The sequence below is a fragment of the Pseudarthrobacter sp. MDT1-56 genome (assembly GCF_059383555.1).
This window is the reverse complement of record NZ_JBWZCK010000011.1, coordinates 56954-83859: the sequence shown is the minus strand read 5'-3', so window position 1 is coordinate 83859 and position 26906 is coordinate 56954. Positions and strand designations below refer to the sequence as shown.

General features: G+C 65.4%; 22 protein-coding genes. 14 read left to right on the top strand and 8 right to left on the bottom strand.

Annotation, left to right across the window (positions count from 1 at the left end; all coding sequences use genetic code 11):
- The 9 genes from AC50YC_RS15640 to AC50YC_RS15600 all read left to right on the top strand — a co-directional run bounded on the left by AC50YC_RS15640 (window position 1) and on the right by AC50YC_RS15600 (window position 10239).
- Entirely contained in the window at window positions 1–1386 is a 1386-nt protein-coding gene (locus tag AC50YC_RS15640) for an NAD(P)/FAD-dependent oxidoreductase (protein ID WP_494954226.1), read from the top strand.
- The gene (locus tag AC50YC_RS15635; protein ID WP_494954225.1) at window positions 1383–2114 is read left to right on the top strand and encodes a DUF1365 domain-containing protein; all 732 of its coding nucleotides are present in this window, start codon (window positions 1383–1385) and stop codon (window positions 2112–2114) included. Before AC50YC_RS15640 ends, AC50YC_RS15635 begins: the two co-directional genes overlap by 4 nt.
- 2 nt (window positions 2115–2116) lie before the next feature.
- Window positions 2117–3484, top strand: a complete 1368-nt coding sequence (locus tag AC50YC_RS15630; RefSeq protein ID WP_494954315.1) for a class I SAM-dependent methyltransferase — start codon at window positions 2117–2119, stop codon at window positions 3482–3484.
- Window positions 3481–4731, top strand: a complete 1251-nt coding sequence (locus AC50YC_RS15625; RefSeq protein ID WP_494954224.1) for a class I SAM-dependent methyltransferase — start codon at window positions 3481–3483, stop codon at window positions 4729–4731. The genes AC50YC_RS15630 and AC50YC_RS15625 overlap by 4 nt, the downstream gene beginning before the upstream one ends.
- Before the next feature lie 534 nt (window positions 4732–5265).
- On the top strand, window positions 5266–5511 hold the full coding sequence (nrdH, locus tag AC50YC_RS15620) for a glutaredoxin-like protein NrdH (protein WP_056429759.1): 246 nt from the start codon (window positions 5266–5268) through the stop codon (window positions 5509–5511).
- A 42-nt stretch (window positions 5512–5553) separates the two neighbouring features.
- Window positions 5554–6075 carry a class Ib ribonucleoside-diphosphate reductase assembly flavoprotein NrdI gene (gene nrdI / locus AC50YC_RS15615; RefSeq protein WP_494954223.1) on the top strand — a complete coding sequence of 174 codons (522 nt, stop codon included), beginning with the start codon at window positions 5554–5556 and terminating at the stop codon, window positions 6073–6075.
- 71 nt (window positions 6076–6146) lie between these two features.
- Entirely contained in the window at window positions 6147–8267 is a 2121-nt protein-coding gene (gene nrdE, locus AC50YC_RS15610) for a class 1b ribonucleoside-diphosphate reductase subunit alpha (RefSeq protein WP_494954314.1), read from the top strand.
- A 90-nt stretch (window positions 8268–8357) separates the two neighbouring features.
- Window positions 8358–9332, top strand: coding sequence for a class 1b ribonucleoside-diphosphate reductase subunit beta (gene nrdF / locus AC50YC_RS15605; RefSeq protein WP_024368367.1), 975 nt, complete (start codon window positions 8358–8360; stop codon window positions 9330–9332).
- Between the two features lie 745 nt (window positions 9333–10077).
- Entirely contained in the window at window positions 10078–10239 is a 162-nt protein-coding gene (locus AC50YC_RS15600) for a hypothetical protein (protein WP_494954222.1), read from the top strand.
- A 138-nt stretch (window positions 10240–10377) separates the two neighbouring features.
- On the opposite strand, the gene AC50YC_RS15595 is transcribed toward AC50YC_RS15600, so the two are convergent.
- The gene (locus tag AC50YC_RS15595) at window positions 10378–11451 is read right to left on the bottom strand and encodes a DNA polymerase IV (protein ID WP_494954221.1); all 1074 of its coding nucleotides are present in this window, start codon (window positions 11449–11451) and stop codon (window positions 10378–10380) included.
- Between the two features lie 98 nt (window positions 11452–11549).
- On the opposite strand from AC50YC_RS15595, the gene AC50YC_RS15590 reads away from it, so the two are divergent.
- The 3 genes from AC50YC_RS15590 to AC50YC_RS15580 all read left to right on the top strand — a co-directional run bounded on the left by AC50YC_RS15590 (window position 11550) and on the right by AC50YC_RS15580 (window position 15659).
- Window positions 11550–13439, top strand: coding sequence for a LuxR C-terminal-related transcriptional regulator (locus AC50YC_RS15590; RefSeq protein ID WP_494954220.1), 1890 nt, complete (start codon window positions 11550–11552; stop codon window positions 13437–13439).
- 172 nt (window positions 13440–13611) lie between these two features.
- Window positions 13612–14700 (top strand): class I SAM-dependent methyltransferase, encoded by a 1089-nt coding sequence (locus AC50YC_RS15585; protein WP_494954219.1) that lies wholly within the window; start codon window positions 13612–13614, stop codon window positions 14698–14700.
- Between the two features lie 287 nt (window positions 14701–14987).
- Complete coding sequence (locus AC50YC_RS15580; RefSeq protein WP_494954218.1) at window positions 14988–15659, top strand: DNA alkylation repair protein; 672 nt, start codon at window positions 14988–14990, stop codon at window positions 15657–15659.
- Between the two features lie 12 nt (window positions 15660–15671).
- Here AC50YC_RS15580 and AC50YC_RS15575 read toward each other — a convergent pair whose 3' ends face one another.
- The 3 genes from AC50YC_RS15575 to AC50YC_RS15565 all read right to left on the bottom strand — a co-directional run bounded on the left by AC50YC_RS15575 (window position 15672) and on the right by AC50YC_RS15565 (window position 19534).
- Window positions 15672–17447: an HNH endonuclease signature motif containing protein gene (locus tag AC50YC_RS15575; protein ID WP_494954217.1), complete on the bottom strand. Its 1776-nt coding sequence runs from the start codon at window positions 17445–17447 to the stop codon at window positions 15672–15674.
- A 104-nt stretch (window positions 17448–17551) separates the two neighbouring features.
- Window positions 17552–18454 (bottom strand): diacylglycerol kinase catalytic domain-containing protein, encoded by a 903-nt coding sequence (locus tag AC50YC_RS15570; RefSeq protein WP_494954216.1) that lies wholly within the window; start codon window positions 18452–18454, stop codon window positions 17552–17554.
- 9 nt (window positions 18455–18463) lie between these two features.
- Complete coding sequence (locus tag AC50YC_RS15565) at window positions 18464–19534, bottom strand: SPFH domain-containing protein (protein WP_494954215.1); 1071 nt, start codon at window positions 19532–19534, stop codon at window positions 18464–18466.
- 106 nt (window positions 19535–19640) lie between these two features.
- On the opposite strand from AC50YC_RS15565, the gene AC50YC_RS15560 reads away from it, so the two are divergent.
- Window positions 19641–20375: an NUDIX hydrolase gene (locus AC50YC_RS15560; RefSeq protein WP_494954214.1), complete on the top strand. Its 735-nt coding sequence runs from the start codon at window positions 19641–19643 to the stop codon at window positions 20373–20375.
- A 164-nt stretch (window positions 20376–20539) separates the two neighbouring features.
- Here the strand turns inward: AC50YC_RS15560 and AC50YC_RS15555 are convergent, their stop codons facing one another.
- On the bottom strand, window positions 20540–20716 hold the full coding sequence (locus AC50YC_RS15555; RefSeq protein WP_494954213.1) for a CsbD family protein: 177 nt from the start codon (window positions 20714–20716) through the stop codon (window positions 20540–20542).
- 719 nt (window positions 20717–21435) lie between these two features.
- The gene (locus AC50YC_RS15550) at window positions 21436–23601 is read right to left on the bottom strand and encodes a transglycosylase domain-containing protein (RefSeq protein WP_494954212.1); all 2166 of its coding nucleotides are present in this window, start codon (window positions 23599–23601) and stop codon (window positions 21436–21438) included.
- 226 nt (window positions 23602–23827) lie between these two features.
- Between AC50YC_RS15550 and AC50YC_RS15545 the strand changes: the two genes are divergently transcribed.
- Window positions 23828–24157: a dienelactone hydrolase family protein gene (locus AC50YC_RS15545; protein ID WP_494954211.1), complete on the top strand. Its 330-nt coding sequence runs from the start codon at window positions 23828–23830 to the stop codon at window positions 24155–24157.
- A 124-nt stretch (window positions 24158–24281) separates the two neighbouring features.
- Here AC50YC_RS15545 and AC50YC_RS15540 read toward each other — a convergent pair whose 3' ends face one another.
- Both AC50YC_RS15540 and AC50YC_RS15535 read right to left on the bottom strand, forming a co-directional pair.
- Window positions 24282–24428, bottom strand: a complete 147-nt coding sequence (locus AC50YC_RS15540) for a hypothetical protein (RefSeq protein WP_494954210.1) — start codon at window positions 24426–24428, stop codon at window positions 24282–24284.
- Window positions 24429–24438: 10 nt separating this feature from the next.
- Window positions 24439–26844 carry an alpha/beta fold hydrolase gene (locus AC50YC_RS15535; RefSeq protein ID WP_494954209.1) on the bottom strand — a complete coding sequence of 802 codons (2406 nt, stop codon included), beginning with the start codon at window positions 26842–26844 and terminating at the stop codon, window positions 24439–24441.
- Between the last annotated feature and the right edge of the window lie 62 nt (window positions 26845–26906).

The window sequence follows — 26906 nt, the reverse complement described above, 5'->3', positions numbered from 1 at the left end:
GTGTCAGATGCAGCAGGGATTCCCGAGGGCCGGCGAGTAGCCGTGATTGGCAGCGGTGTGGCGGGACTGACCGCCGCGTACGTCCTGAACCGGCAGGACACTGTGACCCTCTTCGAAGCCGACTCCAGGCTCGGCGGCCACGCCCACACCCACGAAGTGCCGCAGTCCGGCGGGCCCATGCTGGAGATCGACACCGGCTTCATCGTCCACAACGAACGCACCTACCCCACGCTGCTGCGGCTCTTCGCGGAACTGGGCATCGAGACCCAGGACTCGGAAATGAGCATGTCCGTCCGCTGCGACGGCTGCGGCCTGGAATACGCCGGCGCCCGGGCCAAGGGCCGCGGCATCCTTCCCCGCCCGTCCACCCTGCTGCGCGGACGCTACCTGCTGATGCTGCTCGAGGTGATGCGCTTCTACCGCAAGGCCCGCGCCCTGCTCGCCGAGGAGAATGGTCCAGGCGGGCCGGAGCTGACCCTGGGTGAGTTCCTGGCGCGGGAGAAGTTCAGCAGCTACTTCATCTCGCACTTCATGACCCCGATCGTCAGCGCGGTCTGGTCCTGCGACCCCACCACCGCGCTGGCCTACCCGGCCCGCTACCTCTTCACCTTCCTGGGCCACCACGGCCTGCTCGGCGTCTCGGGCTCACCGCAGTGGCGTACCGTCACCGGCGGCTCGCGCACGTACGTGGACCAGCTCGCGGCGACACTGCCGGACATCCGCCTCTCCAGCCCGGTCACCGGAGTGCGCCGCCACGGTCAGGGCGTGGAACTGACCGTCACGCGCGGCAACGGCACGGTCAGCACCGAGACCTTCGACGCCGTCGTGATCGCCACCCACCCGGCCCAGGCACTGGGCATGCTCACCGACGCCTCGGCTGCCGAACGGGACGCGCTCGGCGGAATGCCCTACTCGGTCAACCACACCGTCTTCCACCGCGACGCGGCCGTCCTGCCGTCCAGCGACAACGCCAGGGCGTCCTGGAACTACCGGCTGCCCTCCTGCGACGCCCGGCCGGACAAGGTCCTGGTCAGCTACGACATGACCCGGCTGCAGCGGCTGGCACCCGCGGACGGCGGGCGCTACATCGTCAGCCTGGGCGAATCCGGGCTGATCGCGGACAACACCGTGATCGAGCGCATGGTCTACGAGCACCCGCAGTACACCCCCGATTCGCTCCAGGCGCAGCAGCGGATCCTGGCACTCGGCGACGGGCGGCTGGCCTTCGCCGGCGCCTACCACGGGTGGGGTTTCCACGAGGACGGCGCCCTCTCCGGGGTCCGGGCCGCGGCGCGGCTCGGACGCGAGTGGGACGACGCCGGCGTCGCGCTTGGTACTGTCTCCCTAGACCCGGACCTGCACACCGTTCCCGCGGAGGGCTCATGAGCGCCACTGCTGCCATCTACCGCACCTCCATTGCGCATGTGCGGCGCACCCCGCTAAAGAACGCCTTCACCTACCGCAGCTACAGCTGGTATGTCGACGTCGACCGGATGCCCGCGCTGCCCCGCATGCTCCGCCCGCTCGCCGGCTTCAGCGTCGCGGACCACCTGGGCGACCCGGACGGCACACTCCGCGGCAACGTCGAGGCGTTCCTGGCCACCCGGGGGATTGACCTCAACGGCGGCCGGATCACAATGCTCGCCAGCGCCCGCGTGTTCGGGCACGTGTTCAATCCACTGAGCCTCTTCTGGTGCCACGATGCCGCCGGGGAGTTGCGCTGCGTCCTCGCCGAGGTCCACAACACCTACGGCGAACGGCACTGCTATCTCCTCGAAACGGACGACGCCGGCCGGGCCAGCGTCCCCAAGGCGTTCTACGTCTCACCCTTCAACGACGTCGAAGGCCAGTACCGGATGAAACTCCCGGAACCCGGCGAACGGCTGGCCGTCTCGATCGTCCTCGAGCGCGAGGGGCAGCAGCCCTTCGTCGCCAGCGTGGACGGCGAACGGCGCGACGCCACCGTGCGGAACATCCTCGCCACGGCGCTCGCGGTTCCGCTGGCACCCCTGCGCGTCTCGGCGCAGATCCGCTGGCAGGGAATCAAGCTTTGGGCACGTCGGCTGCCCATCATCAAACGACCACACCACCCTTCACAGGAGGCAGTTCAGTGACTATGACCGAAGCGACCGGATCAGGCGCTGCGCGCCGGACCAATGAGGCCGCCGCCCCCTACACCGTCCCGCAGCCGCCCGCGGTGGTCGACGCCGGCATCTGGCCCAGCATCGCCGCCGTCCCCTCCGGAGTGAAGGTCGCGGTGGCCGGCCGCGTTGCCGAGGCCATCTTCAAAGCCGCGGTCCGCCACCTGCCGCTGGAGGTCCGCTACCCGGACGGCACCGTCCTGGGCAAAGCGGCCAAACCCGGGCAGACCCACCCCGTCATGACCCTGAACCGTCCCGAAGCATTCGCGGCCCGGCTCGGCGACGGCGGGCTGATCGGCCTGGGTGAGTCGTTCATGGCCGGGGACTGGGACGCCGACGACCTCACCGCCGTCATGGAGGTCTTTGCCGCCCGTGTGGGCACGCTGGTGCCCGAGCCGCTGCAGAAACTCCGTGCGCTCTACCTGCCGCGCCAGCCGCGGAAGGAACGCAACACCGAGCAGAACACCCGCTCGAACATCTCCCGGCACTACGACCTCTCCAACGAACTGTTCGGCACCTTCCTGGACGAGACCATGACCTACTCCAGCGCGATCTTCCCGGAGTCCGGCGAGGCGCTGAAAGCCGTCACCTGGAAGGGCCTGGCCGGCGCGCAGCAGGCCAAGATCGACCGGCTGCTGGACAAGGCCGGCGTCGGGCAGGGCACCCGGGTGCTGGAAATCGGCACCGGCTGGGGCGAGCTCGCCCTCCGGGCCGCCCAGCGCGGCGCCACCGTCTACTCGGTCACACTCTCCAGCGAGCAGCAGGAACTGGCCCGCAAGCGCGTCGCCGACGCCGGGTACACCGACGCCGTCACGATCGAGCTCAAGGACTACCGCGCGGTCGAGGGCGAGTACGACGCCGTCGTGTCCGTGGAGATGATCGAGGCCGTGGGCTTCGAGTACTGGGCCACGTACTTCCAGACGATCGAACGGGTCCTGGCCCCGCGCGGGAAGGTCGCCATCCAGGCCATCACCATCGCGCACGACCGGTTGCTGGCCACCCGCTCCAGCTACACCTGGGTGCACAAGTACATCTTCCCGGGCGGCGTCATTCCGTCCGTGCGGGCCATCGAGGACATCACGGAGAAGCAGACCGGACTGCGGGTGCGCGAACGCCTCGCCCTGGGGGAGCACTACGCGCAGACGCTACGGCTCTGGGAGGAGCGCTTCATGGCCCGCTCCGCCGAGGTTCAGGGACTGGGCTTCGACGAGATCTTCCAGCGCATGTGGCTGTTCTACCTCTGCTACTCCCGCGCCGGCTTCGAGTCCGGCTACCTCGACGTGCAGCAGATCGTCCTGGACCGCCGTACAGTGGGCGAGGCCAGCAGGGGACCCGCCGCATGACGGCGCCGCTCGCGGCACTGATCGAGGAGGTCCTGCGCCCGCTGGCCGGCGGGGACCTCCCGGTCCGGCTCGTGGTCTGGGACGGCAGCGAGGCCGGACCGGCCGGCGCCCCGGTGGTCCGGCTGAACTCACCGGACTCCATCCGGCGGCTGCTCTGGGCGCCCGGCGAACTCGGCGCCGCCCAGGCCTACGTCACCGGGGAGCTGGACGTCGACGGCGACCTCAACTCCGCCCTCGAGCACCTCTGGAAAGTGGTCCGCGACCGGGGCCTCTCCGGCGTCCGCCCCACCCCCGCGGTGCTGGCCGGCGCCGCACGGATTGCCCGCGCCGCTGGCGCGCTCGGAGCGCCGCCCCCGCCGCCGGCCAGCCAGGCCAGGGTCAAGGGCAGGCTGCACAGCCTGATCCGGGACCGCGCCGCGATCAGCCACCACTACGACCTCAGCAACGACTTCTACGCGCTGATCCTGGATCCGCAGATGGCCTATTCCAGCGGGTACTGGACAGGCCCGTCTGCGGATAATACAGGAAGCTACGGGCTGGAGGACGCGCAGCGGGACAAGCTAGACCTGGTCTGCCGCAAGATCGGGCTCAAACCGGGGATGCGGCTGCTGGACGTCGGCTGCGGCTGGGGCTCGCTGAGCCTGCACGCCGCGCAGCACTACGGCGCCGAGGTGGTCGGCGTCACCCTGTCCGGGGAGCAGAAGGCGTTCATCGACGCCCGCGTCCGCGAGCGTGGCCTCGAAGGGCACGTGGAGATCCGGATCCAGGACTACCGGGAAATCCCGGACGGGCCGTTCGACGCCGTCGCCTCCCTGGAGATGGGCGAACACGTCGGCCAGCGGAACTACCCCGTCTACGCCGCCGCGCTGTTCCACAACGTCACGCCCGGCGGCCGGGTGCTGGTCCAGCAGATGTCCCGGCACGGCAAACACCCCGGCGGCGGACCGTTCATCGAATCCTTTATCGCCCCGGACATGCACATGCGTCCGGTGGGGGAGACGCTGGGCTTCCTGGAGGACGCCGGACTGGAGATCGAGGGCGTGCAGAGCATGCGCCGGGACTACGTCCGGACCCTCGAGGCCTGGTACGCGAAGTTCGAGGAAAACCATGCGGCCGCCGTCGCGATGATGGGCGAGGAGATCGCCCGGGTCTGGCGGCTCTACCTCGTGGGCGCGCTGCGTAGTTTCGCCGAGCGGCGGATGGGCGTGGAGCAGATCCTCTGCAGCAGGCCGGAGGCCGGCAAGTAGGCGGCGACTGCCGGGCCCATAACAACTGCTGTTAGGCGCCTCACGCTCGAAGAAGGCGGGCACCCCCGGGTGCCCGCCTTCGGCGTGTTTCCGGACACCACATCTAGTGCTTAACCGCACTCCGGACCCCCTGGGGCCGCGGCCGCGACACGCCGTCTGCCACGCGACACGCAGGGGAGTTAATTGTGCAAAGGTACTCCACAGCCTGTGGATTTCGTTCGGTAAAACGGCGGAAATCCGGACATTTTGAGGGACCCTGCCTGTGGACTGGCGGTGCATTAAATGACATACTTGTAATACATCATCTTGGGGTCCACATCGGGCTCTTGCACTACATGTAGTATCGACATACAGTTCCAGCGGAGCAGCAGTGCTCGCCAGGCAAGGCCAGCAACGGATCAGGATTCCTGTCCCGGATCGGCCCACCCGGACTACTGGCACCAAAGACGCAACAGAGACTCAGCTCAACAGCCGCAGCTCCAAAGCAGTACACATTTCGCAGTACCAAAGACTTCAACAAAGGGGACAGGGACCATGACCGTAACGGTTTACACGAAGCCGGCCTGTGTTCAGTGCAACGCGACATACCGCGCGCTGGATAAGAAGGGCATCACCTATCAGAGCGTCGACATCTCGCAGGATGCGGATGCCCTCGAGCGCCTGAAGGCCCTCGGCTACATGCAGGCCCCGGTAGTCGTCACCGACCAGGACCACTGGTCCGGTTTCCGCCCCGACAAGATCGAAGAACTGGCGCAGGCCTCCGCCGTCGCCGTAGCCTGAACCGCTTCAAACGAAGACACGTCAGATGAGGTGAGCGACTCCATGGCACTGGCAACAGCCGCTACGACGCCGACAGCCGGCGCCGGGCCGGTGACGGCAGACGCCCGGAACTCAGACGCTCCGAACTCAAATGCAGTCCGGACCACCGGCAGCCACCTCATCTACTTCTCCTCCTCCTCGGAGAACACCGCACGTTTCATCAGGAAACTCGGTGTCGACGCGGCCCGGATCCCGCTACATGCGAGGGAACCCGCACTCGTGGCAACCGAACCCTACGTGCTGGTGCTTCCCACCTACGGCGGCACCGGGGGAGAAGGATCGGTTCCGAAGCAGGTCATCCGCTTCCTGAACGATCCGCGCAACCGGCAGCAGCTCCGGGGCGTGATCGGGGCAGGCAATACGAACTTTGGGGACAACTACTGCATGGCCGGCGACATCATCGCCGCGAAATGCCAGGTCCCGCACCTATATCGATTCGAACTCATGGGGACGCCGGAAGACGTCAGCCGAGTACAACAAGGATTGGAACAATTTTGGACACGACTGTCGCAGACACCGAAGTGAACGGGCCGGGCGCACACGCGGCTGGGAACACCGCCGTCGAGAAGCACACCGTCCCCGGTGAGAAGCAGGCCATGCCGGCTGCCTTCCAGGGCCTGGGCTACCACGAGCTCAACGCCATGCTGAACCTCTACGGCCCGAACGGGGAGATCCAGTTCGAGGCAGACCGCGAGGCGGCTCACCAGTACTTCCTGCAGCACGTCAACAACAACACCGTGTTCTTCCACGACCTTGAGGAAAAGCTCGACTACCTCGTGAAGAACGAGTACTACGAGCGCGAGACCCTCGACCAGTACACGATGAACTTCATCCGCGATCTCTACAACCGCGCGTACAAGAAGAAGTTCCGCTTCGAGACGTTCCTCGGCGCGTTCAAGTTCTACACCTCCTACACGCTGAAGACGTTCGACGGAAAGCGCTTCCTGGAGCGCTACGAGGACCGTGTCTGCATGGTGGCCCTGCACCTGGCCCGCGGCGACGAGCAGCTCGCACTGCAGATGGTCGACGAGATCATCGAGGGCCGCTTCCAGCCGGCCACCCCGACCTTCCTCAACGCCGGCAAGCGCCAGCGGGGCGAGCTGGTCTCCTGCTTCCTGCTCCGCATTGAAGACAACATGGAGTCGATCGGCCGTTCCATCAACTCCGCCCTGCAGCTGTCCAAGCGCGGCGGCGGCGTGGCCTTCGCGCTGACCAACATCCGCGAGGTCGGCGCGCCGATCAAGCAGATCGAGAACCAGTCCTCCGGCGTCATCCCCGTGATGAAGCTCCTCGAGGACAGCTTCTCCTACGCCAACCAGCTCGGTGCCCGCCAGGGCGCCGGCGCGGTGTACCTGCACGCGCACCACCCGGACATCTACCGCTTCCTGGATACCAAGCGCGAGAACGCGGACGAGAAGATCCGCATCAAGACCCTCTCCCTTGGCGTCGTCATCCCGGACATCACCTTCGAGCTGGCCAAGAAGGACGAGGACATGTACCTGTTCTCGCCGTACGACGTCGAAAAGGTCTACGGCATGCCGTTCTCCGACGTCTCGGTCACCGAGAAGTACTACGAGATGGTGGACGATTCCCGGATCAAAAAGACCAAGATCAAGGCGCGCGAGTTCTTCCAGACCCTGGCCGAGATCCAGTTCGAATCCGGCTACCCGTACATCATGTTCGAGGACACCGTGAACCGGGAAAACCCGATTGACGGCAAGATCATCATGTCCAACCTGTGCTCCGAGATCCTCCAGGTCTCCCAGCCCACGACCTACCACGATGACCTGTCCTACGACCAGACCGGCAAGGACATCTCCTGCAACCTGGGCTCGCTGAACATCGCCAAGACCATGGACTCGCCGGACTTCGGCCTGACCATCGAGACGGCCATCCGCTCGCTCTCGGCCGTCTCGGACATGTCCAACATCACCTCGGTGCCCTCGATTGCCCGCGGCAACGACCAGAGCCACGCCATCGGCCTTGGCCAGATGAACCTGCACGGCTACCTGGCCCGCGAGCGGGTCCACTACGGCTCGGAAGAGGGCCTGGACTTCACCAACATCTACTTCTACTCGGTGGTGTTCCACGCGGTCCGCGCCTCCAACCGGCTGGCCATCCAGACCGGCCAGACCTTCGGCGGCTTCGAGAAGTCCAAGTACGCCTCGGGCGAGTTCTTCGACAAGTACACGGACCGGGAATGGGTCCCGCAGACCGCCAAGGTCGCCGAGCTGTTCCAGAACATCCACATCCCCACGCAGGATGACTGGCGCGAGCTGAAGGCTTCCGTCATGGAGCACGGCATCTACAACCAGAACCTGCAGGCCGTCCCGCCGACGGGCTCGATCTCCTACATCAACAACTCCACCTCCTCGATCCACCCGGTGGCGTCCAAGATCGAGATCCGCAAGGAAGGCAAGCTGGGCCGCGTGTACTACCCGGCGCCGTACCTGACGAACGACAACCTGGAGTACTACCAGGACGCGTACGAGATCGGCTACGAGAAGGTCATCGACACCTACGCCGCGGCCACGCAGCACGTGGACCAGGGCCTGTCCCTGACGCTGTTCTTCAAGGACACCGCCACCACGCGCGACATCAACAAGGCCCAGATCTACGCCTGGAAGAAGGGCATCAAGACCATCTACTACATCCGTCTCCGCCAGCTCGCGCTGGAAGGGACCGAGGTGGACGGCTGCGTCAGCTGCATGCTTTAATCTTCAACTAAATTCAACAGTACGACGGCGGGCGCCCGCCCGCCGTCGTACGCTTTAACTAAAGAACTAACCCAACTTTTAGGGGATGACATGACCGAGAAGGTCAAGCTGCTTAGCCACGTTGAAGCCATTAACTGGAACCGCATCCAGGACGACAAGGACGTGGATGTCTGGAACCGCCTGGTCAACAACTTCTGGCTGCCGGAGAAGATCCCGCTGTCCAACGACGTGCAGTCGTGGGCGACGCTGACTCCGGACGAGCAGCAGCTCACCATGCGCGTGTTCACCGGCCTGACGCTGCTGGACACCATCCAAGGCACCGTGGGCGCCGTCTCGCTGATTCCGGATGCGATCACCCCGCATGAGGAGGCTGTCTACACGAACATCGCCTTCATGGAGTCCGTGCACGCCAAAAGCTACTCCTCCATCTTCTCCACGCTGGCCTCCACCAAGGAGATCGACGAGGCATTCCGCTGGTCCACCGAGAACGTGAACCTGCAGAAGAAGGCCCAGATCGTCATGGACTACTACCAGGGCGACGATCCCCTGAAGCGCAAGGTGGCCTCCACGCTGCTGGAGAGCTTCCTGTTCTACTCGGGCTTCTACCTGCCGATGTACTGGTCCTCACGGGCCAAGCTGACGAACACCGCCGACCTGATCCGCCTGATCATCCGCGACGAAGCCGTGCACGGCTACTACATCGGCTACAAGTTCCAGAAGGGCCTGGAAGGCCTGTCCGAGGAGCGCAAGCAGGAGATCAAGGACTACACGTTCGAGCTGCTCTTCGAGCTGTACGAGAACGAAGTCCAGTACACGCATGACCTCTACGACTCCGTCGGCCTGGCCGAGGACGTCAAGAAGTTCCTGCACTACAACGCCAACAAGGCCCTGATGAACCTCGGCTACGAGGCCATGTTCCCGGCCTCCGTCACCGACGTGAACCCGGCCATCCTGTCGGCGCTGTCACCGAATGCTGACGAGAACCACGACTTCTTCTCCGGGTCCGGTTCGAGCTACGTGATTGGCAAGGCTGTTAATACTGAGGATGACGACTGGGACTTCTAGTCTTCTTCTTTTTTCTGAGCGCCAAGAGAGTGAGTGGCCCCCGTGCAGTGCACAGGGGCCACTCGTTTTGGGTGGGGCGTCTACTTTGTGGGAAGAACCGCCACCTCTTCGCCGCAGCGACCCTGCAGCCATTTAGCCGGTGGAAGTCGATCCCACTCGGTGTTAGCCCCCCGGGGAATCCGTACCGACCTTTCCCGGTTCTTTGACGTGCGCCCCTCGCCGGTATTCTCGGCACACGAGCACCGCCTGGTTATCGAGTGGTCGGCGGATACCGTGAACTGGGCCAAGTCAGGAACCCAAGCATTTGGGATGCCTGTTGTCGAGATTGCTGATCCACTGACCCAGCCATTCCCCGGATTCGATTCGCTTATTGTCAGCTTCAACGCACTTCGAGCCATTATCGCGGATGACCGCTACAGCCAGCGCGGACAGCGCTCAGTTCCGTGCAGGGCATCTACCTCATCGCCGTCACCAAAGGCGGCCAGTTGTACGTGGGCAAAGCCGACGGGGCCGAGCGCTTTCTCGGACGTTGGAGCGGTGGATGCTGCCGAAGCCCACTTCAAGAAGGCTCTGCTCACTCGACGGTTTGGCCTCAACCGCAACTAGAAGCTATGTCCTGAGACCCGTGCCCGTCGGGCTTTTTCGCCTGCTTGATCGGATCAACGAGGTGCATATCCTCTGTGGGTGGGTCCCAGCTAAACTCACTTTGACCAGCAAGGTTGGGGGAACCAAAATGAGTACGCCTATGACGCCGGCTCGCACTTCAGCTGGCCGGCTCAACAAACTCGCTGCCGCAGCCATCATTTTCGCCGTCATCGCCGCATCCGGATTCTGGGTATTCGGCGTCGCTGTCCTCGCTGTTTTGCGGTGGGAGCAGGACACGTTGCCCTCAATCAAATCCCTCTGAGAGGCGAACGGGGCCGTGGGCTAGCCATTGCAGCCCTGGTCGTTGGATATGGCATAGCTGCAGTGGCATTGATCAACACTCTTGGATTCATACCCAACGCGGTTCAACAGTTCTTGATGTAGTTGCTGCCGACGCCCGTCACCAACCGCCGCGCGTCGGCGTATGTCCCTTTCGGGCATCGTCGGGCATTGCCATTTCGGCCCGCAGGCCCAGGAGCCGGATGGGACGGCCCGCCTCGATTCCGGCTGTGAGGTCCAAGGCCCGCGCGAGGATTTCGTTCCGGTCGAATGTCTCTGGAATCTTCCTCGCATGAGTCTTGGTGAAGAACGGCGCGTACCGAACTTTGAGGGTCAGCCCAACCACGGGCCGTCCTTCGGCCACAACATCCTCAAGGACACGCGCTGTCAGCTCCCTTACGGCGTCGTCCACCTGGGCGGGCTCGGTCAGGTCCCGCTGGAAGGTGGTCTCCCGGCTATGCCCGCGGGCAACCCATGGGGTGTCGTCCACAACGCTGGCGCCGTCCCCGCGTCCGAGCTCCGCGTACCAAGGACCCATCTTGGGGCCGAACTCCGGGACCAGGTCTTGGGGGTCGGACGCGGCGAGCTCGGCGACCGTGTTGATGCCGAGTTTGGCCAGCCGGCCCGACACTTTGGTTCCGACGCCCCACAGGTCCTTGGTGGGCCGACTGCCCATGACGTCGAGCCAGTTCCCGGCAGTGAGACGGAAGACGCCGGCCGGCTTGCCGAAACCAGTGGCGACCTTGGCTCGGACCAGGGTGTCGCCGATGCCCACGCTGCAATGCAGCTGCGTTCGCTCCAGGACAGCGGCCTGCACCTGCCGGGCGTAGGCTTCCGGATTTTCTGTCTCAGTACCTACAAAGGCTTCATCCCAACCCAGCACCTGCACGGTGGCGCCGGGCTGCGCACGCAGGGTTCCCATCACCATTTCAGACGCCGCGAGGTATGCCTCCTGATCGACGGGCAGGATTACAGCATCGGGCACTTTCCGGGCCGCAATGCGTAAGGGCATTCCGGAACCCACACCAAACGCCCTCGCTTCGTAGGATGCGGTCGACACCACAGCTCGTTCCGTGGGGTCGCCCCGGCCGCCGACAATGATCGGCTTGCCCGCAAGCTCCGGCCGCCGCAGCACTTCGACCGCCGCGATGAACTGGTCGAGATCGACGTGCAGCACCCACCGGATTCCGCTCACGCCACCAGTCTGCCCTAAACATCCCTGGCAAGCATCGGCTCCCACCGAGCTGACCGCACTCTTTGAGGAGATCGCGCCTTGATGGGGCAGTCGGGTGCGTGCACGCAGCAGTACCGCGCGAGATCCTGGACCACAGCGCCGACGTGATCAGCGCGGCAGATCGTCATGCCAAGCGGTACGGGGAACAGAGGAACGCGCATTTCGAGGATTGGCAGGACCTGTTGTTGGTCGAGGCGACCCCGTTCGAAAACGGCGTGGTACTTCTGCGCTACGAGATCAAGAAACAAGCGGAAAGCCCGCGCTTTCGATCGAGAGTGGCTCGACGGGCTGCTATCCGTGGCGCTACCGTTGAAGTGGTGTCTGGGATGGACAACTACGACGGGTTGCTGGCCACAGCGCGGATGGCGTACGCCCGCGGCGACTGGCATGCCGCTTACGGGCAGCTCAACCAAGCCCGAGCATTGTCGGAACTGGAGACGGGGGACTTGAGTCTCCTGGGCAGAGCCGCGTGGTGGCTCGGGCAGGTCAAGGAATCGTTTGAGGTTTCCGAGGACGTCTACCACCGCTTCCAGGACGACGGCGATGCATCAGATGCGGCCATGAAAGCCCTGCACCTCGGGCTGCTCTGGTTTATCCGGGGAGATGTCGTCGTCGCTTCCGGTTGGGTGAGCCGGGCCCGGGGACTACTGCAGGGCCTTCCCGAAAGTCCGGAGCACGGCTATCTGCTTTACCTCGAGGCCAGCCTCACGCTTGATCTCGCGGACCTGGGCCCGGTGAGGGAGACCGCGGCCAAGTTGCAGGATTTGGGCCGGAGCCTGCGCGTCCCCGCACTCACATCCCTCGGGTTGGTGCTCGCCGGCCTGGCAGACCTCCGCAGCGGCAGCACCGCCTCCGGCTTTGCCCAGCTGGACGAGGCGATGCTTCCGGTACTCGCTGGCCGGTTGCCGCCGGAATGGGCAGGGGAAATCTACTGCACGGTGATCCACGCGTGCCACGAGCTGGCTGACCTGCACCGGATGCGTGCCTGGACTGACGCCACCGAGCAGTGGGGCGAGCAGTTCGTGGGAGACGTGGTGTATGCCGGTATCTGCCGCGTCCACCGGCTTCAGCTGCTGAGCATCGAAGGCGGCTGGGACGCGGCGGAGCATGCGATTGAGCAGAGTGGGGCGGAGCTCGTGGGCCGGAACAACTGGGTGGCGGGCGAGGCCTATTACCAGCTGGGCGAAATCCGCCGGCTTCGCGGGGACATCAGTGGCGCTGAGAAAGCTTACGCCCGGGCATGGGAACTGGGGACCGAACCGCAGCCGGGCAAGTCACTGCTCCAGCATGCCGCCGGGAAGAACGAGGCGGCGTGGGCCGGCCTGTGTGCCGCCTTGGCCGGGCGGGACCGCCTGGCATGTGCACGGCTGCTGGTGTCCGGCGTCGAAATCGCCCTCGCTCTCGGGCACTTTGATGAGGCCGAGCGGCTCTGCGCCCGGCTGGAGGAAACCGCAGCCGTGTTCGCCACCGCCGGCTTCCGCGCCTGGGCCGGGCAGGCCCGGGCCGCCCTACTGATCGCACAGTCCCAGCACGCCGAGGCGTTGCCCTTGCTGCAGGCAGTCGTCCACGAATACCGGGGCCAGCACGCCCGATACGACACAGCCAGAGCCTACGAACTGCTCGCCCAGGCGCACCGCGGGCTGGGACAGTCCAGCGTCGCCGCCGCGGATTCCGCGACAGCGCTGGCGATCTATCGTGAACTCGGTGCCCTGCCGGATGTCCGCCGGCTCGACGGCGGCCGACTTCCCGGCGGGCTGACCGAGCGCGAGGCGGACGTACTGGCGTCCACCGCTGCGGGGGCCATCAATAAGCAGACCGCCGACGCATTGTTCATCAGCCAGAAGACGGTCGGCAGGCACCTGGCAAACATCTATGCCAAGATCGGCGTCTCCTCGCGCACGGCCGCCGCAGCCTGGGCACACGAACACGGCCTGCAGCCGCGCCGCTAGTTCCCGCAACCTTCCGGCCACCGCCGGGCAGCACCTGCCGGACCGGCGTCTGCATGATTCGCCCCACGGGCTCAGAACAGAACGCATCATTTGCCCGATGCCGGCGGTACCTGCCAATTCCTACGCTGGAACCAATCAGGCACAGACGCCTGTAGCAAAGGAAGGAACAACAATGACCATCGAGCTAGAAACATCACTGGCGGAGTTCGACGCCGAGGCCTCCCAAGCTTTTGCCGGACGCTTCGTGGGCATCCTGAACGATGCCGCGACCGCCCTGCTGACCAGCGTCGGGCACCAGACCGGCCTGTTCGAGACGCTGGCCGGCTTGCCTGCCGCCACCAGCGAGCAGATAGCCGATGCCAGCGACCTCAACGAACGCTATGTGCGCGAATGGCTGGGCGGTATGACCGCGGCGCGCGTGGTCCACTACGACCCTGCAGCCGGGACGTACTGGCTGCCCCGCGAGCATGCGGCCGTCCTGACCAGCGCCGCGGGCCCGGACAATATGGCCATTCTGATGCAGCACATTTCCATGATGGGCGAAGCTGAACAGAAGATCATCGATCGTTTCCGGCACGGCAGCGGGCTGTCCTACGAGGACTACCCCCACTTCCACCGGAACATGGCCCAGACCAGCGCGGCGGTGCACGACGCAGCACTGGTGGACGTGATCCTGCCGTTGGTAGCCGGTCTGCCTGAACGGCTGAAGGCCGGGATCGACGTCGCCGACGTCGGCTGCGGCAGCGGCCATGCGGTCAACCTTATGGCCCAGGCTTTCCCCGCCAGCAGATTCGTCGGCTACGACTTCTCCGAGGGAGCCATCCGTGCCGCCCGCGGCGAGGCGGCACGGTTGGGACTGGCGAACGCCAGCTCCGAGGTCGTTGATGTGGCAGGCCTGGACGTCGAGGCCCGCTTCGACGCGGTGACGGCTTTCGACGCCATCCACGACCAGGCGCATCCGGCGGCAGTGCTGCGCAACATCCACCGGGCGCTCCGGCGGTACGGGATCTTCCTGATGGTGGATATCAAGGCCTCCAGCAAGGTGGAGGAGAACATTGAGCTCCCCTGGGGCAGCTACCTGTACGCGATTTCAACCTTCCACTGCATGAGCGTTTCGCTCGGACTCGACGGCGACGGGCTGGGCACCGTCTGGGGAGAACAGCTCGCGCAGGCGATGCTCGCCGACGCCGGCTTCGCGAACGTGGAGTCCAAGGACATCGAATCGGATCCGTTCAACGCGTACTCGATCGCCAGGAAGTAACACGCTGCCGCCAAACATACATCCGAAGAGCCCCGCCTATGCCGTGAACTGCTCCCCGGAAGTCCGACTGAGAATTCAGCTCTGACTTTCGGGGAGCCAGTTCGATGTCCGTGGAGCAATGGAAGGCCGTGGACCTCCCGACGCGACCCAGAATAAGTGTTGCTTCCTGCCAAACTCGACTTGTGCCTGGGGCTCAGCAACGCGGACAGCTGGCTAGCGCAGCGGCTGCCCTACTGTCCGAGACCCGTCGTAGGCTGAATCTCGGACCTAAACGACAGGAGGCCGCAGTGACGGAGACGACGGTGGCCGAGGTGATGGCCGAACTGGCGCAGCTTGAGGACCCGAGGGCACGTGAGGTGAACGAGAAGCACGGTGACGATCACGGTGTGAATCTGAGCAAATTGCGCGCTCTGGCTAAGAGGCTGAAGACACAACAGGAACTCGCGCACCGGCTATGGGAGACAAATGACACCCCGGCGAGACTGCTGGCGATCCTGATCTGCCGCCCGAAGGCGTTTGAGCCTGACGAATTGGACCGCATGTTGCGCGAGTCGCGAGTACCCAAGGTGCATGACTGGCTAATTAACTACGTGGTGAAGAAGAACCCTCACTCCGAAGAACTGCGCCTGGCCTGGTCCGCCGATCCGGATCCAATTGTCGCGAGTGCCGGCTGGGCGCTGACCTCCGAACGCGTGACCAAGAAGCCCGAGGGCCTCGACCTCGCCGGACTGCTCGATGTCATCGAGGCGGAGATGAAAGACTCCCCGGATCGACTGCAGTGGGCGATGAACCACTGCCTGGCTCAGATCGGGATCGAGCACGCAGAGCATTGCACTCGTGCAATCGACATCGGTGAGCGCCTGGAGGTGCTCAAGGACTACCCGACTTCCCCGGGCTGCACGTCTCCGTTCGCGCCCACTTGGATCACCGAGATGGTGCGCCGACAGCCCGACAAGTAGGAAGGTTCAGGCTCACGCGCGGGCATCATCATGAGCAGCCAAAAACGCGGCCACTAATGATTCCGCCACTGATACGGCTCCAATTCTGTCGTCGAGGGGCGTTTGCCAGAGCGGAACCTCTGTGCCTGTTACTGGAAATTCGTAGCCTCTGGTGATTAGGCGCCACTCCGTGAAGCGGTCCGGCGGCAGTTTCAAATCGGGATCCCGGCCGGGGTCCGCGGGCAGGTCCAGATCGGGATCCCAGCCCGGCTCCGCGGTCAGACTTTCGTCCAGTCCTGGGTCCGGGAGTGCGTCCGGGGCCGGGAGGTGGGGTGGCCAGTCGGGTGGTTCCCAGTCCTGCTGTTCGCTGGGATAGTGCCGCCCCGACGGTGAGGTCCACCCCGGCGGGCTGTGTTCGCTTGCCCCGGATGGTGTCCAGGCCGTGCTGTGCTTCAGGCGGTGGTGCTTGGGGCAGGGCTGGCCGAGGTTGGTGATCCCGGTGGTGCCTCCGCCGGCCCAGGCCAGGAGATGGTCTGCCTCATTGTCCAGGGAGTGGTTGTTGCAGCCGGGGAACGGACATCTGCCGTCGCGGAGCCGGAGCCAGTGGCGCTGAGCTGTCGTGAGGCGGTAGCTGGTCCGGCCGATTTCCAGCGGGGCACCGTCCCGCGGATCCGTCAGGACCCGGTAAAAGGAACCCGCACCGTCGGCGACCAGGCGGCGGGCCATCGACGGCGGGATCGGCCCGTACCCGTCCAGGACGGCCGGTTCCTCCCCGGCACCGAGGAGGGACAGGACCGGGACGGTGACCAGGACCTGCGCCCGCGGGACCGGCACACCCCCACCCAGGCCGCTGACATCCGTGCCGGTGCCGGCGCCGCCAGCCAGACCGTGTCCTCCCTCGCTTGTGCCGCCGATGGTCCCGGTGCCGCCTTCGGCCAGTCCAGTGCTGAGGAGCCAGGTGGCGGCGACGTCGGCGCGGAGCTGGGTCAGCGTGCGGGCCTCGTCCGGGCCCTGCCGGGCGCGGGCGGCGGCGGTGGTCCGCTCCCAGATTCCCGCGGCGGTGTCGGCCGGGAGGTAGGCGGAGAGCCAGGCCATCCCGTCCCGGTCCGGGCAGTATTCGACCCGCCGGTCCGCGGCACCCTTGGTGTGGCGTTCCTCGATGCTGACCGGGTGGTGGCGTTCCCGCCAAACACGGGCCTTGGCGCGGAACCGGCCCGGGACGAGGTCCCCGGCCGGGCAGCCGCGGGCCGGGTTCGGGGCGTCCGGGTCCAGGAAGTGCGCCTCCAGCGCCGCTGCCCCGGCCGGGTCAAGGTTGCTGGTTTCGTCCACCATGATCCGGGCGTGGGCCCAGGAGATTGTCCCGGCCTGCAGGGCCGCCAGGGTCAGCGGCAGCCGCGTGGTCAGGGCCTGGCACTCGGACAAGAAGGCGCATGCGGCGTGTTCGCTGACGGTCAGGACACACGCGACCTCGGCCACCAACGCCATCTCCTGGACGGCGCGGTCCTGCGGGGACGCCGCCGGGGAGGCCAGGGCCCGGGTCGCCTCCGCGTAGTCCGCGGTCAGCCAAACCTTCAGCGCGGCCATCCCGGCCTCCACCCGCGCCACGCCGGTCATACTGTCCAGGCAGCCATCCACCAGCTCCCGCAACGGATCAGCCCACAACGGATCAAACTCGGCACCCCGGAGCGGATCGGCGCCGGACCGATCAGCGCGGTCCCCGCCCGAGGCGAAAACAGCCAGCGCAGCAACGGACGCCGCGACAGCCGCCAGCGCCTCCCTGGCCTCCGCACTCCAGACCGTGCTTTCCATGAATCCAGACTAAAAGATGGCTACGACAATTCTTGATCCGCCGAACCCCGGGGATGCTTCACTGGAAATACGACGACGGCAACGCTGCGGGCGGGGGAGCCAGGTTATGGATCCACCAGCCGCAGCGGCCGCTCGCCCAGTTGCACCGTGATTTCCTGGCCCCATGATGCGGTCAGGCGGTCGTCCTCCATGCCGTCGCCGAACACCACGAGCTGGTCGGAGGCAACCGTGACGCGCAGTGTTTCGCCCGCCGCCAGCACCCCCTCGGTCAGGGAGGTTCCGGTGATGGGGGAGGGCCAGGCCTCGCGGACGAACCACGCGAGCCGGGGATCCGTTGGTGCCGGCAAGGCACGCCCTCCGCGTTCCAGGGCGATGGATGCGCACCAGCCGGTGGCGCCCGTGCCCGTCGAGATGATCAGGCCCGACGAAGAGTGGCGTTCGGCCCGGCCTCCCGGGGCCGCGAGGTGGTATCGGGCGGACTGGTGGGAGGCGTGGCCGATGAAAACTTCGTTGAGCCCCGAGAGTTCCTGCCCGTCGTCGAGCCGTGCTGTCACTGTGGCGAGTTCCCGGCAACGCAGCCGATTCACCGGGCCGGCAAGGCCCGCCTCCTGGAGCAGCTTCGCCGCGGCGTCGGGCGTGTGCCGGACCAGGACACCCGGATTCGCCCCCGGTTCCGGATCGATCCCGATGACGGGCTGGCCGTTGAGATACTTCGCCGCGTTGGCCACGAGTCCGTCCTGACCTACCACCGCGATGATGTCCTCCGGGGTGAGCAGGAACCGGCTCAGGTCGGCGCGCTCCACCTCGGCGTGACGCCACTCGGCCGGAACGGCGGCGCGGACGGCCGCCAGGGCTGCGGTGAGTCCGTCATGGCGCTCCTGCACATCCTGGAGCGTGCGGCCGCGGGTCCGGAGGAAGAATTCGGCCTGGCCTCGGGTGGCGTGCCGGTCCAGGAGTTCCTGGAGTTCGGTCCGCCGATGGACGATGACGAGACGGGGGTTTGCCATGACCGGATCCTACTTCCCGACCCGGCCACCGGCGCTAGCCGCCAGATCGGCCGCAGCGGCCGCAGCAGCTGGAACCGCGTTGCCCGCTGGCGCCCTGAACAGCCCGGCGAGAGCTCCGCTGAGCAGGTCCGGGGTGATGGTGAGGTTCCCGATGTTGGGCAGTGAGGCGGCTGCGTCGCGCAGGGCCAGTGCCAGCAGGGTGGCTTGTTCCATGTCCCGGTAAACCTCCATGGTCGCTGCCTCGCGTGCCGCGGCCGCCTCGCCGACCAGTCGGATCTGGTTCGCTTCGGCGGAGGCGTTGATGCCCTGGCGTTCGGCCGAAGCCTGCGCCTCAATGAGTCCGGCGGCGGCCTTTTCCTCGGCCTGGCGCCGTGCGTTGGCGCCTTCCTGGGTGACCAGGTGTTCGCGACGGGTGGCCAGTTCGATCTGGCTCGCCATTTCATTCTCGGAGATGGTCCGTTCGCGCTCGACGGCGACAGCCCGGCGCTCGTACACGGCCCGGTCCGCTTCGGCCTGGAGCTGTTCCCTGACCGGCGTTTGCAGTGCCCTTTCGACGTCGGATTCCGGCCGGACGGCCAGGACCTGCACCGCAAGGATCTCGATGCCCGTGGACTGAAGCCGGGTGTCCGAACGGAGGGCTTCGGTGAGAACGCTTCGAAGCTGGCTGACCCCGCGCTCCAGCGCCTCGGCAAGCGTAGTGGTGGCGATCTGGTCGATGGCATGGCTCTGGCACAGCTGGCCTATGATCGTGGCCACCTGCTCCTTGCCGGTCGCTTGGGCCGAGCCGGCCGGCTGGAGGCCGAAGTCGAGCCGCGTGGAGACGGACACCGGGTCGATGAAGCGGTAGGTGACATTGGCCTGGACGCTCACGTCCTGGTGGTCACGGGTGATGGCGTGGAACAGAGTGGGCAGTTCCTGGTCATCCACCGGAACCTCGCTCAGCACGGATTTCGCCGGCCGGAACCAGAAGGCCTGGCCCACACCCTGGTGCCTGACCTGACCTTTCTGGAGGTGGACGACGTGGCCGGTGGGGCTGCCAAGGAAGTGGCTGATCCAGGGGTAGCGCTTGATGCTGGCCATGGGATTCTCCTCAATCGTTCTTGGTTGTCGTCAAACTGACGATAACTAAACGGTAGGCCCACTAAGAGTTATTGTCAAGGTGACGATAAATCCCTACGATGGGTTCATGCCTGCATCCCACCCGTCGCCTGCGCGCTTCCCCGTGACGGTCGACGTCGTCGCCCTGACCGTGTTCGACGACGTCCTGAACGTCCTGCTTGTCACCCGCCTCATCGAGCCCTTCCGCGGCAGGCTCGCGCTGCCGGGCGGTTTCGTGCTGCCCGGCGAGGACCTGGTGACCGCGGCGAGCCGGGAACTGGCGGAGGAAACCGGCGTCGAGCAGGTCCCCGGCCATCTGGAGCAGCTGGGGAGCTACGGCCCGCGCGGGCGGGACCCGCGCGGGGATGTGCTCACAGTGGCCCACCTGCTGCTCGCACCGAACTTTCCTGTCCTGTCCGCCGGAAGCGACGCCGAGCACGCCGCCTGGTATCCGGTTGGCCAGGTTCTGGATGGCGAATTGCAGCTGGCCTTTGACCATGGGCAGATCCTCGCTGACGCCTTGGAACGGGCAAGGTCAAAGCTTGAGTACTCGCCGCTGGGGGCGGCCTTTTGCGGCGAGGAGTTCACCGTCGCCCAACTCCGGGCTGTGTATGAGGCCGTGTGGGGCACGCGCCTGGACGCCCGGAACTTCCACCGCAAGGCCACGGGGACGCCTGGATTCCTGGAGGACACAGGGCGGATGACAACGGGGGAGACAGGCCGCCCGGCGGCGCTGTTCCGGCTGGCCGGCGCCGCCCGTCCGGCCGCTGGTCATCCAACCAGGGCGGTGCTGAACCCGCCGCTTATGCGACCGCGCGACTGACGCTCTGCACCCGTGCCGGGGGTGGGCTGATAGACGTTCACAGTTGCGTCATTCCACGAGAATTTCGTGCGGGTTGGGCCAGAGACGGTGCCGCGGATCCGTCGACATCGTCCGGGCATAACGAAGGGCGCACCATTGCGATGCGCCCTTCGCCTGCGTTTGGATCAGTCCTTTTTGAAGGCGTCCTTGACCTTCTCGCCGGCCTGCTTCAAATCAGCTTTGCTCTGGTCAGTTTGGCCCTCAGCCTTCAGGCGGTCGTCGCCCGTGGCGTTGCCGGCAGCTTCCTTGCCCTTACCGCCAGCCTTCTCGGCAGCGTTCTGAATTTTGTCGCCTAGTCCCATGATGGTTCCTCCTCTGGTGGGCAGCCGATCGATCCGGCCACAACACCATACTAAGCATGCTTATGGCCAGGATTTCAAGAGGCAGTTGCCTCCGGCCTGGATAGGCTTCGCAGCCGCCACGGCTCGCCGGATGTTTCACGGGGCAAGCTGGCCACAATTGGAGTTTGAATTTGCCGCCAGAGAGCATAATCCCCGCCGAAGCCCTGAAGTCTCTTGTCGGAAGTCCGGCACCCACGTTTTGCAGGAAATTGGCCCTTGCCTTACTCCTCGGCAAGGCACTAGCTTGTGGGCTGGGGCGAACACTAAATCCCTTGCAGAATGCCGTGGTGCACCGTAAACCGCACATCGAGAAGGAAGGCGGCATCGTCAGATGCAAATTAAGGACCATTGGGACCGTTTGGACCCTGCAACGCAGAAGTGGCTCATTGACAACCCCGGATGCCAGATCCTTCCGAGGACCCTCACCGCAGTTGTGTCTAAAGAGACGGGGGAAGATCTTAGCAGCGGGCAGCACGGCGAGACGGTCCTATCCCAGGAGGACCATGAGTTCATCCGTTCGAAGGCAGGCGAAGTTTCCGGCGCCTGATCCCAGTAACAGCCGTACCGGCACTTCGACGAGTCCGGGGCGCTCACATCGGTAAGGGCAAGCTGAGCGTCTCCACCGGCGAAGGCCTCTACAAATGCGGAGTCCGCCGGGCGCCTTCCTGCTGCGCCCCATTTCACGGGCGTGGTGGTTCAGGGGGCTTGGTCATGGACTCGGGCGGCGGGGGGAATACTTCTGCGGGATAGAGTCCCGCGACCTCGAGCATGAAGTTCGCCCACTGCGGTCCGGCGAGCATGTATCCGTCAATGTTCTTATAGAACTTGCCGTTGATGGTGACGTTCTGGCCGGGCCGTTTTTGTCCTTCCAGCGCGTCGCCGAAGAAGGATGCGGTGGCCAGGCCGCTGGTGTAGCCGACCACCCAGGTGGCGCCGTTATTGTTGGATGTGCCGGTCTTGGCCGCGACCGGGAAGCGGGTGTGGACCTTGGGTTCGATGTAGATTCCGGACCCCAGTTTCATCACATCCTGGAGCACGGAGTTCACGCCGCGGGCTACCTCGGGCTTTACCGCACTGCGACAGTCGCTGATCTGGGCCGGAAGCTCCCGTCCCGCCGCATCGGTCACGTCCGTGATGGCGATCGGGGTGCAATACTTGCCGTCAGCGGCGAACGTCGCAAACGCGTTGGCCAGCACCAGCGGCGCCACACCAATGGCACCCAGCAGGTTGCCCAGCTGGTGCATGTTCACCGGGGCATTATCCACGCCACTGTGGAGTCCCACGGTATCCACCATTCGCTGGATGCCGCAGAAGTCCAGCTCGGCGGCCTCGGCGAAGGTAGCAGTGTTGATGGAGTTGTAGAGCCCGTAATTGACGGGCATTTTGCGGTAGTAGCCCTCGTCGTTGTTCTGGAGGTCATCCGCGGCGCCGAGAGCCTTTTCGGCCGTGTTGTAGGCCCCGAGGACCTTTCCACAGCTGGACTTCCACGGGAAGTCCAGCGGATAAGTCCGCCGGGCGGCGTCCACCTCGGCGACCATGGACTTGCCTTCATTGAGCCATTCCGCGAAGGTGAACGGTTTCATCGTGGACCCGGGCTGGAACCCGCCGGCTCCGTTCAGGTCGTTGCCGCCGGCGTCCTTGGAATCGACGTTGAAGTTCAGCTGGGTATCAAATTTTCCGGGAGCGGGAAGAAACACGGTGTTTTGCGCCATCGCGAGGATCTTGCCGGTGCCTGGTCCGATCGAGACCAGCGACGCGCCCCACTTGTCCGGGTTGGCCCCGGCGGTGGCGTCGACCTGCGCCTGCGCGGCCGCCTGCAGCCTGCTGTCCAGCGTAGTGGTGATGGTCAGGCCGCCGCGGTACAGCTTTTTCTCACGGGCCGTGGCATCGACGCCGTACGCCGGGTTGTTGAGGATCAGGTGGGAGACGTAGTCGCAGAAGTACGGCGCCATGTCCGCCGCCGAGCACCCCTGCTTTGCAGGCGTGATCTTCAGCTCGACACCGCTGGCGACGGCGGCGTCATGATCAGCCTGGAGGATTTTCCCATCGCTGAGCATTTTGTCCAGGACCTGGTTGCGCCGCTTGATGGAGTTTTCCGGCTGGGCGGCGGGATCGTAGAAGCTGGGGCTGTTGACCAGGCCGGCGAGCAGGGCAGCCTGCGGCAGGGTGAGGTCCTTGGCTGTGGTGCTGAAGAAATGCCGGGCTGCGGCCTCGATGCCGTACGCGTCCCGGTTGAAGAACACGATATTGAGATAGCCCTCAAGGATCTGGTCCTTGGTGAATTTCTTTTCCAGCTCGAGGGCGAGCTTCATCTCCCGCACCTTGTCGCCGATGCTCTTCTGCCCGCTGAGGATGACCTGATCGCTCCTGTCCGCCGACAACAGGGACTCATTGATCACGTTCGTTACGTACTGCTGGGTCAGGGTGGACGCGCCCTGTCTGCTGCCGCTGGTCAGGTTGGATGTGAGCGCCCGGAGGATTCCCTGCGGGTCGACGCCGGCGTGCTCGTAGAAGCGGCTGTCCTCGATGGCGACAATCGCGTCCCTGATGTAGGGGGACATCTGGTCCAGCCTGACCTTCACGCGGTTCTCCGCGAAGAAAGTGGCGATCGGCTTCCCGTCGGCGCTCAGCACCTTGGTTGACTGCGCCGGCGGATCAACCGCCAGCTCAGCCGGGAGGTTGTTGAAGAAGGTGATTGACCTGCTGACGGCAACGCCGCCAGCAGCGACGCCGGGGATCGCCAGACTGGCGACCAGAACACCGCAGATCGCGCTCAGTGTAAAGAATCCGAGGACCCTCCCAAAGGCCGCGGCCAGACGAGATCCAATTCGTTTCTTCGGCGCCATTTTCTGTCCAGCTGTCGCGCTCAAAATGTGTGCCCAGAATACGCCGGGACGCCGCCGAAGGGCCAGTGCCGGAAGTACTCAGGCGGCCAGGGGCTGTGCCGCTCGCAGAGGCAGCGTAGGTCCGATCCGGCACGTTGTTGGGGCCAAGGACTCTTCCCGCCTCAAGTCCCGTGCTGATAGACCGGACATCTCTTTGGAATTCCTTCGAGCGGCCCGGGAGGCCCTCATGGCAGAGGCAACTATTGGCACGGAACGCGGAGAGATGCCTGCCTACGTGTCAGTACCGGCCGGCGAAGGTCCGTGGCCCGGCGTCGTCGTTATCCATGACGCGCTCGGCCTGAGCCGCGACACCCGCGGACAGGCGGACTGGCTGGCCGGCGAGGGCTACCTCGCGGTGGCACCGGACCTGTTCTACTGGAGCAGCAGGGCAGGGTGCCTCTGGTCCCTGATCCGCGGCTGGCGTCCGCTTGGCCACGAGCCCTCTGCCCGGGATGCGCGCCGGCGCATCCTCGCATTTTTTCGGCAGCACCTGAGCCCTGAGGGGGAGGCGCGATGACACTCAACGCACCGAACTGGGCGTTTCCGGCCGGTGCTGCAGCCGGTGTTGTGACCGCTTACCTGGCACTTGTGCGGCCGCGCCTGCTGCACGCCGGCGCCATCGCAGAGGAAGCGAACGGGCCCTATCCGGGGGACGGGCTCATCCCGGACGGCACCCGCAGCGCAACCATGGCGGTGACCATCGACGCGCCCCGCCCGCGGGTCCGGGCGTGGCTGGTGCAGATGGGGACCGACCGCGCCGGGTGGTACAGCTGGGACCGGCTGGACAACTTTGTACGCTCACCCCGTCTGGCGGACCGCCGAGCACCGGGAAAGGAAGTCCTCAATTATTGCGGCGAACTCGTCGGGTCTTTCAATCTGTGGCATGTGTCCCGTGTTCGAGAAGACGTACGACTCGGCGCGTGGCAAGGCCGCGACCGCCGCCACCAGATGGCTGTGCGGGAGGATGTGGTCGTGGTCGCCCCAGACCACGAGCGCTGGAATGTCCGACTGCGCCAGGGCCTCGACGAGGGCAGTCCGCCATTCTGCCCTGATGCCGAAGATCGTTCCAAGATCGCGGGCGATGTCGAGGACCGTTTGGCGGTGGGTCGCCCGCTGTGACAGGGCGAATGCATGATCGACGCGGGCGTCGGTCGCCAGGTCCTTGTCGTAGAAGAGCGACTGGACAGTGCGGCGCGAAGCCGCCTCGTCGGGGCGCATCAGCAGTGCAGCAAGCGGCCTTACCGTGAGCAGGCGCAGGACCAGTGCCACCTCCTGGCCGAATCCAGCACTGTTGGCAAGAACCAGGGCTGAGACGCGGTGGGGATGGTCGGCAGCGAACCTCATGGCGACGGCACCTCCGAGCGAATTGCCGATGACGGGAAGCGGTTCGTGCACCCCCAGGACGTCCAGGACGGCGGGCAGGGCTCCGGCAAGCTTCGCCAAAGTCGCCGGTCCGGAAAGCCGTTCGGAGTCAGCGAAGCCGGGCAGGTCAACGCTGTAGACGGTGTGGCGTGCTGAGAGTCGCTGGTGTTGCTCGCTCCAGTCATCAAGGCTCTGGCCGATGCCGTGCAGGAGAAGCACGGGGTCCCCGGTGCCGGTCTTTCGGTAGCGCAGGCGTGTGCCCGCTATGGTGAGGTGTCCTGTTCCCGGGAGGTCGGGAAGATCCTGGCGGGCCTCCGGTGTTTCCCGCCCGGGCGCAATCACCTGCTGCCCACGTCGACCGAAGCGGACGTGGTCCGTCAGACTGCCGGCTCTGAGCAGGGCGAAGTCGCGCACATAGTTCTGGTGCAGCCGCCATGGCGAGCCGGTGCCCTGCCTGGGCAGGAGGCCGGCGTCGCGAAGGATGTAGCCGGCCTTGAGGTCGATCAGGGACGTCAGCTCAGTGTTTTGGACGAGTGCCGGAGCTTTGGGGGTGACCCACTGCAGGTTTCGACGGTCGAGGTACTTCAGCAGCCTGCAGATGTAGCCGGCGACCAGATCCGCTTTCAGGGTCCACGACGCGTTGGTGTAGCCGACCGTGAGCGAAAAATTGGGAACGCCGTCGAGCATCATGCCCTTGTAGGTCAGGGTCCTGCCTACGTCCACCGGCTCGCCGTCCACCGTGAGAGTCATGCCGCCGATCACGAGCAGGTTCAGCCCTGTAGCGGTCACGATCACGTCGGCAGGGATCGATCTCCCCGAGGCCAGGTCAATCCCGCTCGGTGTGATCCGCGAGATCTTGTCGGTCACGATGTCGGCAGTGCCTGCGCTGATGGCGCGGTAGAGGTCGCCATTGGGGATCGCGCAGAGCCGCTGGTCCCAAGGCTCATAGGTCGGGGTCAAATGCGTGTCGACCGCAAAGTCCTCCGGCAGCTTGGTGATGGCCGACTTGCGGAGGATTGCCTTCATCATTTCCGGCCGCCGTCGGCTGAGCTGGTACGTCAATATCGAAAAAAGAATATTCTTCACCCGGACGACGTCGTAGGCCAGTTGCGCCGGCACCTTGCCGCGAAGACGGTCGGCAAGGTGATCCCGGGACGGCACGGGGGCGATGTAGGTGGGCGAGCGCTGCAGCATCGTAACCCTCGCGGCCGAGCTCGCCATCGACGGCACAAGTGTTACCGCCGTGGCCCCGCTGCCGATGATCACAACCTGTTTGCCTTCGTAATCGAGATCAGCGGGCCAGTGCTGTGGGTGGACGATGGATCCCGCAAAGGTCTCGGCCCCGTCGATGACCGGGGTAAACCCCTCGTCATAGCGGTAATAGCCCGAACACACGGACAGGAACGAGCAGGTCAACGTGACTGACGGCCCGGCGGGCGGCGCCGAATCGTCTCCTCGATATTCGCCGCCGGACGTGAGGACTGCCGTGACGGTCCACAGCGCGGTTTCGCTTGACCACTCGGCAGATACGACCCGGTGATGCAGCCGGATCCGCGATTCGAGTTCCTCGTCTGCGACCGTCGCCTCGATGTATTCGCGAATCGAATCGCCGTCCGCGATGGCCTTGGCGCCGGCCCACGGCCGGAAAGAGTAGCCGAGCGTGTACATGTCGCTATCGGAGCGGATGCCCGGGTATCTGAAAAGATCCCAGGTGCCTCCCACCGCACCGCGGGACTCAAGGATCGTAAAGGTCCTCCCGGGTACTTCGCGTTTCAGCCGGCTGGCAAAGCCTATGCCGCTCAGGCCGGCCCCGACAATCAACACATCAACGTGCTCGATCATGGGCCGTTGTCTCCCAATCCCTGCCCGGGAACTCGTGCTGAGGAAATCTTCCGGTCAAATAT

Bases quoted from the DNA above. Each gene is read 5' to 3' on its own strand.
- AC50YC_RS15635 (WP_494954225.1), top strand. From the start codon at position 1,383: ATGAGCGCCACTGCTGCCATCTACCGCACCTCCATTGCGCATGTGCGG.
- AC50YC_RS15630 (WP_494954315.1), top strand. From the start codon at position 2,117: ATGACCGAAGCGACCGGATCAGGCGCTGCGCGCCGGACCAATGAGGCC.
- AC50YC_RS15625 (WP_494954224.1), top strand. From the start codon at position 3,481: ATGACGGCGCCGCTCGCGGCACTGATCGAGGAGGTCCTGCGCCCGCTG.
- nrdH (WP_056429759.1), top strand. From the start codon at position 5,266: ATGACCGTAACGGTTTACACGAAGCCGGCCTGTGTTCAGTGCAACGCG.
- nrdI (WP_494954223.1), top strand. From the start codon at position 5,554: ATGGCACTGGCAACAGCCGCTACGACGCCGACAGCCGGCGCCGGGCCG.
- nrdE (WP_494954314.1), top strand. From the start codon at position 6,147: ATGCCGGCTGCCTTCCAGGGCCTGGGCTACCACGAGCTCAACGCCATG.
- nrdF (WP_024368367.1), top strand. From the start codon at position 8,358: ATGACCGAGAAGGTCAAGCTGCTTAGCCACGTTGAAGCCATTAACTGG.
- AC50YC_RS15600 (WP_494954222.1), top strand. From the start codon at position 10,078: ATGACGCCGGCTCGCACTTCAGCTGGCCGGCTCAACAAACTCGCTGCC.
- AC50YC_RS15585 (WP_494954219.1), top strand. From the start codon at position 13,612: ATGACCATCGAGCTAGAAACATCACTGGCGGAGTTCGACGCCGAGGCC.
- AC50YC_RS15575 (WP_494954217.1), bottom strand. From the start codon at position 17,447: ATGGAAAGCACGGTCTGGAGTGCGGAGGCCAGGGAGGCGCTGGCGGCT.
- AC50YC_RS15570 (WP_494954216.1), bottom strand. From the start codon at position 18,454: ATGGCAAACCCCCGTCTCGTCATCGTCCATCGGCGGACCGAACTCCAG.
- AC50YC_RS15565 (WP_494954215.1), bottom strand. From the start codon at position 19,534: ATGGCCAGCATCAAGCGCTACCCCTGGATCAGCCACTTCCTTGGCAGC.
- AC50YC_RS15560 (WP_494954214.1), top strand. From the start codon at position 19,641: ATGCCTGCATCCCACCCGTCGCCTGCGCGCTTCCCCGTGACGGTCGAC.
- AC50YC_RS15555 (WP_494954213.1), bottom strand. From the start codon at position 20,716: ATGGGACTAGGCGACAAAATTCAGAACGCTGCCGAGAAGGCTGGCGGT.
- AC50YC_RS15550 (WP_494954212.1), bottom strand. From the start codon at position 23,601: ATGGCGCCGAAGAAACGAATTGGATCTCGTCTGGCCGCGGCCTTTGGG.
- AC50YC_RS15545 (WP_494954211.1), top strand. From the start codon at position 23,828: ATGGCAGAGGCAACTATTGGCACGGAACGCGGAGAGATGCCTGCCTAC.
- AC50YC_RS15535 (WP_494954209.1), bottom strand. From the start codon at position 26,844: ATGATCGAGCACGTTGATGTGTTGATTGTCGGGGCCGGCCTGAGCGGC.